The organism is Shewanella sp. Iso12, from assembly GCF_012030025.1.
GTDB lineage: Bacteria > Pseudomonadota > Gammaproteobacteria > Enterobacterales > Shewanellaceae > Shewanella > Shewanella algae.
In genome coordinates this window covers 45,379-60,065 of sequence record NZ_JAAUHW010000017.1, presented here as the reverse complement: position 1 = coordinate 60,065, position 14,687 = coordinate 45,379, and the positions used below count along the sequence as shown (strand labels likewise).

Genomic DNA, 14,687 nt, shown 5'->3' with positions numbered 1-14,687 from the left:
GGCCATGAAAATAATAATCTTGGGCGCAGGTCAGGTCGGTGGCACCCTTGCAGAAAACCTGGTGGGTGAAAACAACGATATCACCATAGTCGACAGTGACAGAAATCGCCTTAGGGCACTGCAAGACAAATATGACTTGCGGGTGGTTGTCGGTCACGGAGCCCACCCAGGCGTCTTGAAAGAAGCCGGCGCCGAAGATGCCGATATGCTGATCGCTGTAACCAACAGCGACGAATGCAACATGGCCGCCTGTCAAATTGCCTATACCCTGTTTGGCACACCAACCAAGATAGCCCGTATTCGGTCAGAGCAGTACTTGGGGATGCAGGATAAGCTGTTTATCGACAGTGAAACCAAGAGTAATGAACCTCGTACCCGGGGTGGTTTCATCATAGATGAGCTGATTGCCCCCGAACAGTTAGTAACCGCTTACATACAACGCCTGGTAGATTATCCCGGGGCTTTACAGGTTCTGGAGTTCGCCGAAGGAAAACTGAGCCTGGTGGCTGTTCGCGCCTATTATGGCGGCCCATTGGTGGGCAACGCGCTGGCTGCACTGCGCGAACACATGCCGAATATTGATACCCGGGTAGCGGCGATTTTCCGTCAGGGACGGCCGATTATGCCCAGGGGAACCACTATCATAGAAGCCGATGATGAAGTGTTCTTTGTCGCCGACAGTCGCCATGTGCGGGCAGTAATGAGTGAGATGCAGAAGCTGGATAACAGTTACCGCAATATCATGATCGCCGGTGGCGGTAACATAGGTTTGGGACTGGCCAAGAAGCTACAGCGTAATCACTCGGTCAAGTTGATAGAACATCGTCAGGACAGAGCCGAGGCGCTGTCGGAAAAGCTGGAAAATACCACGGTATTCTGCGGTGATGCTTCCGATCAGGAACTCCTGATGGAAGAGCACATAGATCAAACCGATGTGTTTATCGCCGTCACCAACGACGACGAGGCCAATATCATGTCGGCGCTGTTGGCCAAACGTATGGGTGCCAAGAAAGTGATGGTGCTTATTCAGCGTGAAGCCTATGTCGATATTGTTCAGGAAGCCAATATAGATATCGCCATTTCGCCGCAGCAAGCCACCATCTCGGCCTTGCTGACCCATATCCGCCAGGGGGATATCTGCAACGTATATTCACTGCGCCGAGGCGCTGCCGAGGCGATTGAAGCCATTGCCCACGGTGATTCCAGCACCAGCAAAGTCGTGGGTAAACAGATAGGCGAAATCAAGCTACCACCGGGTACCACCATAGGCGCCATAGTCCGCGACGATGAAGTCTTGATGGCCCACGATAAGACAGTTATCGAACAGGGAGACCATGTCATTCTCTTCCTGGTGAACAAGAAGTTTATCGGCGAAGTGGAAAAACTGTTCCAGCCGAGCGCTTTCTTCTTCTAAGGCTCTGGCCATGCTGAATTTTCGCCCGCTGCTATTCATCCTCGGCCTGTTTTTGTCCATGCTGACGGCCTTTATGTTTATTCCACTCTTCTTCGCCCTATTTTACGGTGAAGAAACAGCGGCAGCCTTCATGGCATCGGCGCTGGTCACAGGTACTGTCTCCAGTATCTGTATGCACAGGGGCCAGGGGCAGCAGCTTAATCTGAATATCCGCGACATGTTCCTGCTGACCAGTCTCACCTGGTTTATTGTCAGCTTGTTCGCCGCCATGCCCTTTACTCTGTATCACGGTATTGGCTATACCGATGCCTTCTTTGAAACCATGTCGGGGATCACCACCACAGGCTCCACTGTACTATCCGGGCTGGACGGCATGGATCACAGCATTCTTGTCTGGCGTTCGCTGTTGCAGTGGCTCGGTGGCATAGGCTTTATTGTGATGGCGGTGGCCATTCTGCCGTTTCTCAACGTAGGGGGGATGCGGCTGTTCAGAACAGAATCCTCAGATTGGTCCGAGAAGGCTATCCCCCGCACCCAGAGCCTGGCCAAATACCTGTTTCTGGTGTATCTGGGGCTGACAGTATGCTGCGGTTTGGCTTATCACCTGGCGGGGATGAACTGGTTCCAAGCGCTCAACCATGCCATGACCACGCTCTCCACTGGGGGCTACTCGACTTCGGACAGTTCCATGGCAGCCTTTCCCAAGGCGGCGCACTGGGTCGGGGTGGTATTTATGGCGGCCGGTGGCCTGCCGCTGCTGATGTTTGTTCAGAGTCTGCAGCAACGTAGTATCAAGGTCTGGAATGATGCCCAAGTGAAAGGCTTTATTCTTTTTCTGCTGCTGGTGTCTTTCTCTCTGGCTTATTGGCTCTACAGTTCGCGTGAAATAGCCTTTATTGACGCCCTGCGGCTCTCGAGTTTCAACGTGGTTTCCGTGGTCACTACCACAGGCTATGGCCTGACCGACTATGGCAGTTGGGGGGCGCTGGCAAATATCGCTTTTCTGTTCCTGATGTTTGTCGGCAGCTGTTCAGGTTCAACCTCCGGCGGAATCAAGATATTCCGCTTCCAGATCGCCGGCGCCATCATGCGCGAACAATTGAAGCAGCAGTTTCATCCCAACGGCATTTTCCGCGAACGCTACAACAACCGACCTATCAATGAAGAGATTGTGCGTTCCCTGGTGACCTTCGCACTGCTGTTTATGCTGGTTATCGTGATGCTGACGCTGGTGTTGGTGCTTTGTGGTCTTGACCCTGTCACCAGCCTGTCCGGCGCAGTCACGGCAGTGACCAACGTCGGCCCAGGGCTTGGCCCTGTTATCGGCCCAGCAGGCAACTTTTCCAGCCTGCCGGACTTGGCTAAATGGGCACTGTCGATAGGCATGTTACTGGGCCGCTTGGAGATCCTGACTGTCGCCGTCTTGTTCCATCCCAGCTTCTGGAAATACTGACATTATCTATGAGTGAATTTTATTCAGCTGTAGATAATCGATCTGCAGGACATACATGCGTTTGACATCCGAGTATTGGCCGTTGATAAAGATCTCCTGCACCAGATGGCCTTCCTCTTTAAAGCCGCACTTCTGATAGAGTTGTAACGCCTTGTCATTCTCCAAAGCCACATGCAGATAAACCTTGTATAGGTTCAGTATGGTAAAGGCGTAGTTGAGCGCCTTGTTAACCATGGCCCTGGCGTAGCCTCGCCCCTGAAACTCAGGCGCTATGATTATCTGAAACTCGGCATTGCGATGAATGTCATTGATCTCCACCAGCTCAACCAGACCTATGGTCTGCTGCTGAGCATTTTCTGCGATAAAGCGCCGCTCTGTCTTATCGTGGATATGCTTGTTGTAGAGCTCTTCAAGCTCATCGAACGATTCATAGGGCTCTTCAAACCAGTAAGCCATAATGATGCGGTTGTTATTCAGCTGATGAATAAACCTCAGGTCTGTTCTTTCCAGCGCCCGTAGGCGAATCTCACCGTCATTCATGACACCTCCTAAAGTCGTGCCAATAAAGCCAGCCATATTAAGCGGACAACAGGCACACAGATAGTGAAAGTTAATTTACCTTGCCACCCTTTTCCACACATACAAAAAAGCGCAGTACCAGGACTGCGCTTTGAAAACATTGCCTCTATCAGGAAGCCAAGTCACTCAGGTACTCCGCATAGTGCTTTACGTCTTCCCAGTCCGTGTAGTCGATAACCGTCTTGGGATCGGTTGGCCCCCCCGTCATCTTCATGATCAGCCGGATCATAAAGCTGTCCAGCCAGCCCCAAGAGGGGTAATCCACCTTACCGGCGATAATCTTCACATCCTTAGGCTTCCAATCCGACAGGGCAATAAACTTCTGCAGATACTTGTTGTTTTCCGGGATCCGTTTCTCCGGCTTGCGAGCCACCACATTGACGGAAAAGAAACTGAGTCCTTTCTCTGTCAGCACCTGTTGGTGTTTGCTGCAAAAAGCGAACACACTCTTGTCGTAAGTACCATAAAGCACACAAGCACCGAGAACCACGACATCATATTTTTGCCAGTCGATGTTTTCCGCCTCAGCCGCAGCCAAATCCATGCTGTCACACTCATGGCCCAACTGCTGTAGCCTTTCGGCAATACAGCGACTGATCTTGGCAGTGTGGCCACCACGGGAGAAGTAGAGCACAAGAATGGATTTCATAAGTTCGCCTATTGAGTGTCTGTAACTTAAATTGTGTGGCTTATCGCCCGGATTGAACAAGTTGAAAGATCACATAATCGGCTTCAACCCGTGAGAATATTGCCGCAAATTGCGCTGTATCGGTATTTTTCAGGCTAGAATTGCGATCCAGATAAAAGACTGATGATTGTGCTCATCTCCCCATTCAATTAGAATAACCTAATCAAAAGGCGAAGAGGTTCCAAGCTGATGCAAAAAGATATTGATGTCGCAGCCATGCTTTCCAATGCGGAAAACGCTGCCAAATGGCTCAAGGCCATCGCCAACCCTTACCGCCTGATGATCCTCTGCCTACTACTGGATCAAGAGTTGAGCGTCACTCAGCTGAATGAAACCGTGCCCCTGAGCCAGTCCGCTCTGTCACAACATCTGGCAGTACTGCGTGCCGAAGATCTGGTGGCAACCCGCAAGAGTTCGCAGGTTGTTTACTACTCGCTCAAGAACCAGCAGGTCACAGAGGTCATCTCTATCCTGCACCGCAAGTACTGCGCTTAGGGAAGGTGCGAATAAGTCCCATGTGTGCTCTGCGTCGGCTTACGGGCCTGGATGCAAGGCGTGGTTCGCAGCAAATGGCCCTAGTCCTTTGCAAGAAGCACAACACAGCAGGCAGGCTTGTAAGCCACGCCCTTAGGGGCTTTCACAGCAACCGGCTTTCTGCGTTATCCAACCTCGACAGGCCCCGGCATGCCTTCAGTCAGATGCCTTGAACGCCAATTGCTGTGCAAGCCAGAGTGCCACGAGGACTTATTCGCACCTTCCTTATTAAAGCTCGGCAAACTCGGCAGCAAACGCTTTCACCCGCTGCCAATCGGTGAATTCATAAGTACCGCTGGTATCTGTTGGCCCCTTGGTTATCCACATAATCAGCCGAATCATGCTACGGTCAAATAAACCGTAGTTGGGATAAGCTATCTTGCCGGCAAACACGCCTTGCAACTGTGGCTGCCACAGGGATAACTGCAAGAACTTCTGCATATAAGGGTTGGTTTCCGGTGTATTCTTTTCCGGCTTGCGGGCCACAACATTCACGGTAAAGAAGGCGTTCTTCTTGGCGTTCAGCAGCGCATGATGGTTATTGACGAAACGATACAGCTCAGGCCTATGCTTACCATAACGTATGCTGGCACCCACCAAGATTTTATCGAATGTCGGTAACGTATCGGTTTCCACCTCAGCCAGCGATACCATAGAGACTATCTCACCCGCTTGGCTCAATTCATCGGCCATGGTCTGGCATATTGCCTTGGTCTGGCCATCAACGGTCGAGTAAATAATCAGAGTCTTGCTCATTAGTTCTTCCAGAAAGTCGGGGTAAACAACACCAATAAGGTAAAGATTTCCAAGCGCCCAAACAACATGGCAACCACAAGCACGTATTTGGCACCGTCACCTATGCTGGCGTAGTTGCTGGCAACTTCGCCAAGGCCTGGCCCCAGGTTGTTGAGGCAAGCTGCGGTGGCACTGAAGGCCGTAATCGCATCCATCCCCATGGCCATCAGGACCAGCATACAGATGACAAACACCAGAGCATAAGCGGAGAAGAAGCCCCAAACAGCGTCTATCACCCTATCCGGCAACGCCTTGGAACCGATACGAATGGAGAACATGGCCCTGGGATGAATTAGACGCTTAAGCTCGCGCGAGCCCTGCAGTAACAGTAGCACCACGCGGATAACCTTGATCCCGCCGGCAGTAGAACCACCGCTGCCGCCGATAAAGCTGGAAAACATCAACAGAATAGGCAGAAACAGCGGCCAAACATGGAAGCTCTCGGTACCAAAACCGGCTGTGGTGGAAATGGATACCGCCTGAAACAGTGCATGATCCAGAGTTTGTTCCGGTGAGTCGTAGATACCCGAGTGATACAAGGTGGCGAAACAGATAGCGGTCAGCAGTAACTGAATGCCGATAAGCGCCTTGAATTCGGCATCACGAAAGTAAACCTTGAAGTTGATCCCCCGGCGGGAAAACGCCGCAAAGTGCAGGCTGAAGTTCACTGCCGCAATCAGTAGAAATACCACACAAATTAAATTGATGGTCGGGCTTTGAAAGTAGCCCATGCTGGCATCATGGGTGGAGAAGCCGCCAATGGCGATAGTAGAAAATGAATGACTGATGGCATCGAAGGCACTCATACCGGCAAGCCAGTAGGCGCCGGCACAGGCCAGGGTCAACATCAGATAGATATACCAGAGCGTCTTGGCCGTTTCGGCAATCCTGGGGGTCATCTTGGAATCTTTTACGGGCCCGGGGATCTCAGCCCGGTAAAGCTGCATCCCCCCAATCCCCAACACCGGCAGAATAGCTACCGCCAACACAATAATTCCCATGCCACCTAGCCATTGCAGCAAGTGACGATAAAAGAGTATCGCCTTTGGCAGGTTATCCAGGCCGACAATCACAGTGGCCCCTGTGGTTGTCAGTGCCGAAAAAGATTCAAAAATACTGTCGGCCAGCGACAAGTCCGGCTGTTTCGATAGCAAAAAGGGCAAGGTACCTATGGCACCAAGTACGGTCCAGAACAACACAACAATCAAAAAACCCTCTCGGGTCTTGAGTTCTGCCTTATGGTGGCGATTGGGATACCAGAGCCAGAAACCGATAAATAGACTGATAAAGAAGGCCTTGATAAAGGCTGTACCACCGCCGTCTTCATAGATAAGGGCCACCAATGCCGGAGGCAGCATAGTGATGGAGAAGAGCCCTATCAGTAACCCGGTAATACGGGTAATTGTTCGGTAATGCATGCCGTTTTTCAATCAGTCCATTGGCCAATAAAACCCAGCATTGTCGCACAAGTTATCAGAGTGTTCACTGTGAAAAATCTATCTTTAACTGGCCTTGGCTCATGGGAGCCAGCTCCTTATTGATGCTTCCGGTAACAGATAAGGGCACGGCCAGTGTCAGCCGAATCAGCTCTGAAAACTCCCGCCCCTCTATCAACACATCGAGCCTCTGCAGCAGATGTTCGACATCGGCCAATTGGTCGTAACGGCAAACCAGATAGCCTTTTTCCCTAAGCATTTTGGTCTTGGTCGCCAGCCTGGGCAACATCTGCTTGAGCCCACTACTGTAGGCACGAACCAGCCCACCCACACCCAACTTGGTGCCGCCATAGTAACGCACCACAACCGCGCCAATCTCGCCTATGCCAGCCCCCTGCAATACCGCCAACATGGGGCGACCGGCACTACCGCCTGGCTCGCCATCATCACTCGAACCCATGGCCAACTGCCCCATGGGTGCACCACAAATAAATGCCTGGCAATAATGACTGGCACCGGGATAACGCTGCTTTATCTGTTGTAGTTGCTGTTTAAACTCTTCCGGCGAATGACAGGGAAATACCAGAGAGATAAAGCGGCTGTGCTTTATCTCCTCTTCATATTCCTGTTCTTCGGCCGCAATGGGATAACTTTCAATCAATGAGACCAGACTCTCGAGTCATATTTTCGTTGCCATGGGCGTGAATTATGACATTGTCTTCGATGCGGATCCCACCAAACGGGCGCAAACTGGCGACCATGTCCCAATCCACTAACGCCTTGCGGCCATCTTGTTTGAGTGGCGCCAACAGGCTGTCGATGAAGTAAAGCCCGGGTTCTATGGTTACTACATGCCCGGGCGCCATAGTCCTGGTGCAGCGCAGAAACGGGTGCTCTTCCGGAGGGGCCACATGAGTGCCGCGTTCGTCATTGAAGAAACCACCTACATCATGCACCTGCAATCCCAACATATGCCCCAGCCCGTGAGGGAAAAACGCCCGGGTAATGCCCTGCTCCAACAGCGTCTCTTGTGAGCCTTTGGCCAGGCCGGATTCAAGTAACAGAGTCGCCAGCTGTTGATGAGCCAGCAGATGCAGCTCGGTATAACGTTTGCCGGGTCGCAAGTGCTCAATCAGTTGAAGCTGCAGTTGATTCATCGCCTGGATAAGATCGTGGAACCTATTTTTTTCAAAAGCATAGGTACGGCTGATATCGGCGGCATAGCCGTGGAAAGAAGCACCTGCATCGATCAGAAAAGACAACCTCTGCTGTGGGCTTTCATGCTCCAACGCAGTGTAATGCAAAATGGCAGCATTTTGGTTGAGGGCTATGATGTTGCCATAAGGAACCTGATTCTCCCCTTGTGCTATGGCACTTAGATATTGCTGCTGGATTTCAAACTCACTGGCACCACTGTAGAAGGCGTTCTTGGCCGCACGATGGCCCTTGACCGCAATGCGGTTGGCCTGACGCATACATTCCAACTCGTAATCTGTCTTACAGGCACGATAAAAGTGCATGTAATTCATTACGGCTTCGGGATTACAGTTGTTAAACCCGAGCACAGAAGCCACTTCCAGGTGTTCACCTATATAAGCCCAGCGACCTTCGGCCACAGGCAGGAGGTCCGCCACCTTATCGGCCTTGGTCAAAATACGGATATCAAAGCTGTCACACCAGAAGCTTTGCGGCAGTTCTGTCACCTTATGCCAGAAGTCTTCGGGACGGTAGAAGATCAGTACAGGCTTGTCACGACCATTGACCAGCAGCCAACAGTGAGGTGTTTCCAGTAAAGGCACCCAGGCCTTGAAATGGGGATTCACCTTGAAGGGGTAATCGATATCGTCCAGAAACTGCCTGTGGGGTTGACCCGAATGAATTGCCAATCCAGACAGTCCCTCACGGGCACAAATCTCGGCAACCCTTTGATTAAGAGTGTTTATATGTGATTGATAATGCTGAGCCAGTTGCATAATAAGCCGTTCCTGTTATCTGAAATCAAGGTTCCCCTTGCTATTGGAAGCTGTTCACAGTTACAACAAAAGCCAATGTGCAGTGTATCACAAAGCTGAAATTTGCAGCTAACCGGCAAGCAATTAAACGATCGTTTAAATTGGGTGTTGTATTTTTCCTTTTTTCGAAGCACACTGAGCAACAACTGGTCAAATGATGGCCTGAGCTGCCCTACTCCTAAGCAATAAGGATGCAAGCAATGATCTACCAAAATTCGATGATTCAGGTTGAGTTACTCGAGAATAATATCGCCCGCCTTTGCTTCAATGCCGAAGGATCGGTAAACAAATTCGACCGCGCCACCCTGACCTCTCTGGATGAGGCACTGGACGCCATCAAAGCAGAATCCAGCGTTAAGGCACTGCTGCTGACATCGGCCAAAGATGCCTTTATTGTCGGTGCCGACATTACTGAGTTCCTTGGGTTGTTCGCCCAGGAAGATGAAGTACTCTTGTCATGGTTGCAGCAAGCCAATGCGGTATTCAACAAGTTGGAAGACATGCCTTTCCCAACTGCTTCTGCTATCAATGGTTTTGCCCTGGGCGGTGGTTGCGAAACCATTTTGGCCACAGACTTCCGCATTGCCGACACCAGTGCCCGAATCGGCCTGCCGGAAACCAAGCTGGGGATCATCCCGGGATTCGGTGGCACAGTGCGCCTACCCAGAGTGATAGGTGCAGACAATGCACTGGAGTGGATCACCACAGGCAAAGACCAACGCCCGGAAGCCGCTCTCAAAGTCGGCGCTGTAGACGCAGTAGTGGCTCCAGAGCAGCTCCAGGCCGCAGCACTACAGATGCTACAGGACGCGCTGGCTGGCAAACTTGACTGGCAGAGCCGCCGTCAACGTAAACAGTCGCCACTGACACTGCCCAAGCTGGAAGCCATGATGTCGTTCACCACAGCCAAGGGCATGGTGTTTTCCGTTGCCGGCAAGCACTATCCGGCACCAATGGCGGCGGTTAACGTTGTGGAAAAGGCAGCCGGTCTGGGGCGCGAAGAAGCCTTATTGGTAGAACATCAAGCCTTTATTCAACTGGCCAAAACAGATGTGGCCAAGGCGCTGATCGGCATCTTCCTCAATGACCAACTGGTCAAAGGCAAAGCCAAGAAGGCCGCCAAACAAGCCAAAAACATAGAACAAGCCGCGGTATTGGGCGCAGGCATTATGGGTGGCGGTATCGCCTACCAAAGTGCCAGCAAGGGTACGCCGATTGTGATGAAGGACATAGCGCAGAAGGCGTTGGATCTCGGCCTTAACGAAGCGGCCAAGCTACTGACGGCCCAGGTAGAGCGTGGTCGCTCCACCCCGGCCAAGATGGCCAAAGTGCTCAACAACATCACCCCATCGCTCGATTACAGCGCTGTCAAAGACGCTAACATTGTGGTCGAAGCGGTAGTAGAACATCCCAAGGTTAAGGCGACTGTGCTGGCCGAAGTCGAGCAGCAGCTAGCTGCCGATGCCATCATAGCGTCCAACACCTCAACCATCTCGATTAACCTGCTTGCCAAGAGTCTGAAAGACCCTTCCCGCTTCTGCGGTATGCACTTCTTCAACCCCGTGCACAAGATGCCACTGGTGGAAGTGATCCGTGGCGAGCACAGCTCGGAAGAAACCATCTCCTCTGTAGTAGCCTATGCCAGCAAGATGGGTAAGACGCCGATAGTGGTCAACGACTGCCCCGGCTTCTTTGTTAACCGGGTACTCTTCCCCTATTTCGCCGGTTTTAACGGCCTGCTGGCCGATGGTGCAGACTTTATCGCCGTCGACAAGGTGATGGAGAAACAGTTTGGTTGGCCTATGGGCCCGGCTTATCTGCTGGATGTAGTCGGTTTGGATACCGGCCATCACGCCCAGGCCGTCATGGCCGAAGGCTTCCCGGACCGTATGGGAAAAACAGGCAAAGACGCCATAGATATCATGTTTGGCCATGAACGCCTGGGGCAGAAGAACGGTAAAGGTTTCTACCAGTATTCTGTGGATAAGCGTGGTAAGCCGAAGAAAGACAAGGATCCTGTCAGCTACGAATTACTGCAGGCCGAATTCGGTGAGCTCAAAGAGTTCAGCAGCGATGAAGTCATCGCCCGCACCATGATCCCCATGATTATTGAAACCGTACGCTGCCTGGAAGAAGGCATAGTAGCCACCCCGGCCGAAGCCGACATGGGTCTAGTATATGGTCTTGGCTTCCCACCATTCAGAGGCGGTGTGTTCCGCTATCTGGATACCATGGGCGTTGCCAACTTTGTCGCCCTGGCTGACAAATACGCCCACCTGGGGGGACTCTACCAGGTGACCGATGGCATGCGTGAACTGGCAGCCAACAACGGTTCTTACTATCAGGCCTAATTTGCGGAAAGGATTTTAACCATGAAACAAGCAGTTATCGTAGATTGCATTCGTACCCCCATGGGCCGTTCCAAGGCCGGTGTTTTTAGAAATGTTCGTGCAGAGACACTCTCTGCCGAGTTGATGAAAGCCCTGCTGGTACGTAATCCCCAGTTAGATCCCGGCACCATAGAAGACGTTATCTGGGGCTGTGTGCAGCAGACTCTGGAGCAAGGTTTCAATATCGCCCGTAATGCCTCTCTGCTCGCGGGTATCCCCAAGCAGGTTGGCGCAGTTACCGTAAACCGTCTCTGTGGCTCATCCATGGAAGCCATTCACCAGGCAGCCAGGGCCATCATGACTGGCATGGGTGATACCTTCATCATTGGTGGTGTTGAACATATGGGTCATGTTCCCATGAGTCATGGGGTCGACTTCCACCCTGGCCTGGCTACCCGGGTTGCCAAGGCAGCCGGCATGATGGGACTGACGGCGGAAATGCTCGGTCGCATGCACGGTATCAGCCGTGAAATGCAGGATGAGTTTGCCGTGCGCTCGCACAAACGTGCGCATGCAGCCACAGTTGAAGGCCGTTTTGCCAGAGAAATCCAGGCTATCGAAGGCCATGATGCCAATGGTGCCTTGATCAAAATCGATTATGACGAAGTGATCCGCCCTGAAACCAGTATGGAATCGCTGGCGGGCCTGCGTCCCGTGTTTGACCCGGCCAACGGCACTGTTACCGCTGGTACCTCTTCGGCCCTGTCCGATGGCGCATCTGCCATGCTGGTGATGGAAGAAGAGAAAGCCAAGGCGCTGGGACTGCCTATCCGAGCTCGTATCAAGTCGATGGCGGTTGCCGGTTGTGACCCATCAATCATGGGCTATGGCCCGGTTCCTGCCACACAAAAGGCGTTGACTCGCGCAGGCCTCAGCATAGCGGATATCGATCTGGTTGAGCTGAATGAAGCCTTTGCCGCGCAGTCTCTGCCTTGCGTGAAAGACCTGGGTCTTATGGAGTTGGTCGATGAGAAGGTTAACCTCAATGGTGGTGCCATCGCTTTGGGTCACCCTCTGGGTTGCTCGGGAGCCCGTATCTCCACCACTTTGATCAATCTGATGGAGAGTAAGGACGCGACCTTGGGTCTGGCAACCATGTGTATTGGTCTCGGCCAAGGTATTGCCACTGTGTTTGAGCGTGTCTGAGTAAATATCAGCCAAGGCTGAGGGCGTATAAAAAGCAGCCCCTTTCAAGCGAACTCAAACGAAAACCGCTGCCTGGTCAGTTAAAGCCAAGCGGCGGTTTTTTATTGCCGTCAAATACTCAAGATTCCCCATCGTAATAGTTTGCTCTTAGTCCATTCTTCATCTTTACTTTCAGTAACTAATAACGGTGAAGAGAACATCATGCTCCAGACTGAACAGACACTGTTCGAGCAGATGCGGATCACTGAGCTGGAAATTGACTTCCGCAAATCCCTTTTTAATCTCGGCAGTCAGGACATCAAGGCTCTGCTTTCCTGCAAACCCATTATCGAACACAACATAGACAGGGTCGTAGACAGTTTTTATCAATTACAGACCAGTGTTTCCGAAATAGCCCTTCTAATTGGCGACTCAGACACTCTCGCTCGGTTGCGTACGGCACAAAGAAGGTATGTTATTGATTTATTTAGTGGTGTTTATGACCTTGAGTATGTTAACAACCGTCTGCGTATCGGTTTGGTACATAAACGTATCGGTGTGGAGCCCAAACTCTACTTGTCGGCGGTTCATACTCTAAAATCGCTGCTCTACGAAGTATTGGCTACATCCATGACTAAGGAGCAAGAGTTTCAGGAAGCGAGAGTCGCCCTGGACAAGTTAATGTTGTTTGATGTGACCCTGGTATTCGATACCTACATTCGCAGCCTGGTTTCCGAAATAGAGAATGCCAAGTACAAGGCGGAGCAATACGCTCTCAGCATGGAGACCAAGGTAAAGCAAAGAACACAACAGTTGGAGGAGCTTTCGCGAACCGATCCCCTAACTGGGCTACTGAACGTGCGCCATCTGCAGGAAATAGCCACCAGAATCCTCCGAGCGGCACAAAGGAGAGCCGAGCCGGTCTCCGCCATCTATATGGATATAGATGACTTCAAAAACTTCAATGACACCCAAGGCCATAGACTAGGGGATGAAGTTCTCTGCACCGTCGCCAGTGCGATAAAAAATACAGCCAGATTGGAGGACTGCTGCTTCCGTTATGGCGGAGATGAGTTCTGTATCATACTGCCCAACTGCCGCGAAGATCAGGCCAGAGAAGTATTTATCGACCGACTCAGGCAGTATCTACAACAATCACTCAAAGAGGTTTCTCTTAGTGTCGGTATTGCCGAAACCGGTCCCTATGAATATATGGAGCCCATGGCATTAATCCATCTGGCCGACGAGCGCATGTATGCCTATAAGCGTTCCCGCAAGCAGAATACGACAGCAGAAACCGGCGGAGATCCGGAGACCGAAGATACAGTTAAGAGCTCAGAGTTGGATTAAGCACAGAACTATGTTCCACGTGGAACAATGCGGTAGAGCACAAAAAATAGCTGCCAACTTGGTTTGACCGCTGCCTTGGAGTAATATTAGCCACTTCTGTTGTTCTCGTTGTAAGAGGTTATATGAGTCAGGTCTTCGCCAGTGCCCAACATCAACTGGATGCTTTAGGTTTGAGGTGTCCGGAACCTGTCATGATGGTTCGTAAAAAAGTCCGTCATATGGCCGAAGGAGAAACGCTACTCATCATCGCCGATGATCCGGCTACCACTAGAGATATTCCCAGCTTTTGCCAGTTTATGGACCACACCTTGGTGGCCAGCCAAACGGATAGCCTGCCTTATCAATATTTGATTAAGAAGGGTCTCTAATTAACTCCATCAGGAAGGAACCTATGATTACCCTACTCGCTATCGCCCATAAAAAGCAAAGAAATGCCCCGATGGATTTATTGCCTTATGCCGAAGTCAGTTTGGCCCAGGGTGTAGAGGGCGACGTTTTCGGTAAACCGGGAAAGCGTCAGGTGACGCTGTTGTCTCAACAACAGTGGCAACAAGCCTGTGCTCAATTGCAGACAGAGCTTCCCTGGACGAGCCGCAGAGCCAACTTGCTGCTGGATGGTCTGGAGTTTGCACCTGAGTTGGTGGGTAAATACCTGAAGATTGGTGAGCAACTGGTACTTGAACTTACCGGAGAAACTGACCCTTGCGGCAAAATGGAGCAAGCACACCCTGGGTTGGAAGCAGCATTAATGCCTGGTTGGCGTGGTGGCTGTACCGCCAAAGTGATCAATCCGGGGAAAATCAGGCCTCAAGACCCGGCTCAGTTACTCGATAGCTGGCTAAATCGCAACTTAGACTTATAAAACATGGAAAACCAATTGATACAGTATTGAGGTTTTACTGTTAACAAAT

The 14,687-nt window shown here is 51.5% G+C and carries 14 protein-coding genes; 8 read left to right on the top strand and 6 right to left on the bottom strand.

What is annotated here, in order from left to right; translation table 11 throughout:
- Positions 1-4 precede the first annotated feature (4 nt).
- Complete coding sequence (gene trkA, locus HCX89_RS22735) at positions 5-1,414, top strand: Trk system potassium transporter TrkA (RefSeq protein ID WP_025011823.1); 1,410 nt, start codon at positions 5-7, stop codon at positions 1,412-1,414.
- A 10-nt stretch (positions 1,415-1,424) separates the two neighbouring features.
- Positions 1,425-2,867 (top strand): TrkH family potassium uptake protein, encoded by a 1,443-nt coding sequence (locus HCX89_RS20830; protein WP_167717248.1) that lies wholly within the window; start codon positions 1,425-1,427, stop codon positions 2,865-2,867.
- Between the two features lie 6 nt (positions 2,868-2,873).
- On the opposite strand, the gene speG is transcribed toward HCX89_RS20830, so the two are convergent.
- Positions 2,874-3,407 (bottom strand): spermidine N1-acetyltransferase, encoded by a 534-nt coding sequence (speG, locus tag HCX89_RS20825; RefSeq protein WP_109248277.1) that lies wholly within the window; start codon positions 3,405-3,407, stop codon positions 2,874-2,876.
- A gap of 148 nt (positions 3,408-3,555) precedes the next feature.
- Positions 3,556-4,095 (bottom strand): menaquinone-dependent protoporphyrinogen IX dehydrogenase, encoded by a 540-nt coding sequence (hemG, locus tag HCX89_RS20820; protein ID WP_025889792.1) that lies wholly within the window; start codon positions 4,093-4,095, stop codon positions 3,556-3,558.
- 228 nt (positions 4,096-4,323) lie between these two features.
- Here hemG (HCX89_RS20820) and HCX89_RS20815 point away from each other — a divergent pair, with 228 nt between their 5' ends.
- Positions 4,324-4,629 carry a metalloregulator ArsR/SmtB family transcription factor gene (locus HCX89_RS20815; RefSeq protein ID WP_025011827.1) on the top strand — a complete coding sequence of 102 codons (306 nt, stop codon included), beginning with the start codon at positions 4,324-4,326 and terminating at the stop codon, positions 4,627-4,629.
- Between the two features lie 267 nt (positions 4,630-4,896).
- On the opposite strand, the gene hemG (HCX89_RS20810) is transcribed toward HCX89_RS20815, so the two are convergent.
- The 4 genes from hemG (HCX89_RS20810) to pepQ all read right to left on the bottom strand — a co-directional run bounded on the left by hemG (HCX89_RS20810) (position 4,897) and on the right by pepQ (position 8,875).
- Positions 4,897-5,424, bottom strand: a complete 528-nt coding sequence (gene hemG / locus HCX89_RS20810) for a menaquinone-dependent protoporphyrinogen IX dehydrogenase (RefSeq protein WP_028780927.1) — start codon at positions 5,422-5,424, stop codon at positions 4,897-4,899.
- Positions 5,424-6,881 (bottom strand): TrkH family potassium uptake protein, encoded by a 1,458-nt coding sequence (locus HCX89_RS20805; RefSeq protein WP_025011829.1) that lies wholly within the window; start codon positions 6,879-6,881, stop codon positions 5,424-5,426. Before HCX89_RS20805 ends, hemG (HCX89_RS20810) begins: the two co-directional genes overlap by 1 nt.
- Before the next feature lie 64 nt (positions 6,882-6,945).
- The gene (locus tag HCX89_RS20800) at positions 6,946-7,560 is read right to left on the bottom strand and encodes a YigZ family protein (RefSeq protein WP_107111435.1); all 615 of its coding nucleotides are present in this window, start codon (positions 7,558-7,560) and stop codon (positions 6,946-6,948) included.
- Complete coding sequence (pepQ, locus tag HCX89_RS20795) at positions 7,553-8,875, bottom strand: Xaa-Pro dipeptidase (RefSeq protein WP_167717253.1); 1,323 nt, start codon at positions 8,873-8,875, stop codon at positions 7,553-7,555. Before pepQ ends, HCX89_RS20800 begins: the two co-directional genes overlap by 8 nt.
- A 236-nt stretch (positions 8,876-9,111) precedes the next feature.
- Between pepQ and fadB the strand changes: the two genes are divergently transcribed.
- The 5 genes from fadB (at position 9,112) to HCX89_RS20770 (ending at position 14,638) form a co-directional block, all read left to right on the top strand.
- Positions 9,112-11,262, top strand: a complete 2,151-nt coding sequence (gene fadB, locus HCX89_RS20790) for a fatty acid oxidation complex subunit alpha FadB (protein WP_167717246.1) — start codon at positions 9,112-9,114, stop codon at positions 11,260-11,262.
- A 21-nt stretch (positions 11,263-11,283) separates the two neighbouring features.
- On the top strand, positions 11,284-12,447 hold the full coding sequence (gene fadA / locus HCX89_RS20785) for an acetyl-CoA C-acyltransferase FadA (RefSeq protein WP_044735608.1): 1,164 nt from the start codon (positions 11,284-11,286) through the stop codon (positions 12,445-12,447).
- 201 nt (positions 12,448-12,648) lie between these two features.
- Positions 12,649-13,776, top strand: coding sequence for a diguanylate cyclase (locus HCX89_RS20780; protein WP_144438823.1), 1,128 nt, complete (start codon positions 12,649-12,651; stop codon positions 13,774-13,776).
- 122 nt (positions 13,777-13,898) lie between these two features.
- Entirely contained in the window at positions 13,899-14,144 is a 246-nt protein-coding gene (gene tusA, locus HCX89_RS20775; RefSeq protein ID WP_054745266.1) for a sulfurtransferase TusA, read from the top strand.
- Between the two features lie 23 nt (positions 14,145-14,167).
- Positions 14,168-14,638, top strand: a complete 471-nt coding sequence (locus HCX89_RS20770) for an MOSC domain-containing protein (RefSeq protein WP_167717244.1) — start codon at positions 14,168-14,170, stop codon at positions 14,636-14,638.
- The last annotated feature ends 49 nt before the right edge of the window (positions 14,639-14,687 follow it).

What these genes read in the sequence shown, in the direction of transcription:
- trkA (WP_025011823.1), top strand. Translation starts at nt 5, where the DNA reads ATGAAAATAATAATCTTGGGCGCAGGTCAGGTCGGTGGCACCCTTGCA.
- HCX89_RS20830 (WP_167717248.1), top strand. Translation starts at nt 1,425, where the DNA reads ATGCTGAATTTTCGCCCGCTGCTATTCATCCTCGGCCTGTTTTTGTCC.
- speG (WP_109248277.1), bottom strand. Translation starts at nt 3,407, where the DNA reads ATGAATGACGGTGAGATTCGCCTACGGGCGCTGGAAAGAACAGACCTG.
- hemG (WP_025889792.1), bottom strand. Translation starts at nt 4,095, where the DNA reads ATGAAATCCATTCTTGTGCTCTACTTCTCCCGTGGTGGCCACACTGCC.
- HCX89_RS20815 (WP_025011827.1), top strand. Translation starts at nt 4,324, where the DNA reads ATGCAAAAAGATATTGATGTCGCAGCCATGCTTTCCAATGCGGAAAAC.
- hemG (WP_028780927.1), bottom strand. Translation starts at nt 5,424, where the DNA reads ATGAGCAAGACTCTGATTATTTACTCGACCGTTGATGGCCAGACCAAG.
- HCX89_RS20805 (WP_025011829.1), bottom strand. Translation starts at nt 6,881, where the DNA reads ATGCATTACCGAACAATTACCCGTATTACCGGGTTACTGATAGGGCTC.
- fadB (WP_167717246.1), top strand. Translation starts at nt 9,112, where the DNA reads ATGATCTACCAAAATTCGATGATTCAGGTTGAGTTACTCGAGAATAAT.
- fadA (WP_044735608.1), top strand. Translation starts at nt 11,284, where the DNA reads ATGAAACAAGCAGTTATCGTAGATTGCATTCGTACCCCCATGGGCCGT.
- HCX89_RS20780 (WP_144438823.1), top strand. Translation starts at nt 12,649, where the DNA reads ATGCTCCAGACTGAACAGACACTGTTCGAGCAGATGCGGATCACTGAG.
- tusA (WP_054745266.1), top strand. Translation starts at nt 13,899, where the DNA reads ATGAGTCAGGTCTTCGCCAGTGCCCAACATCAACTGGATGCTTTAGGT.
- HCX89_RS20770 (WP_167717244.1), top strand. Translation starts at nt 14,168, where the DNA reads ATGATTACCCTACTCGCTATCGCCCATAAAAAGCAAAGAAATGCCCCG.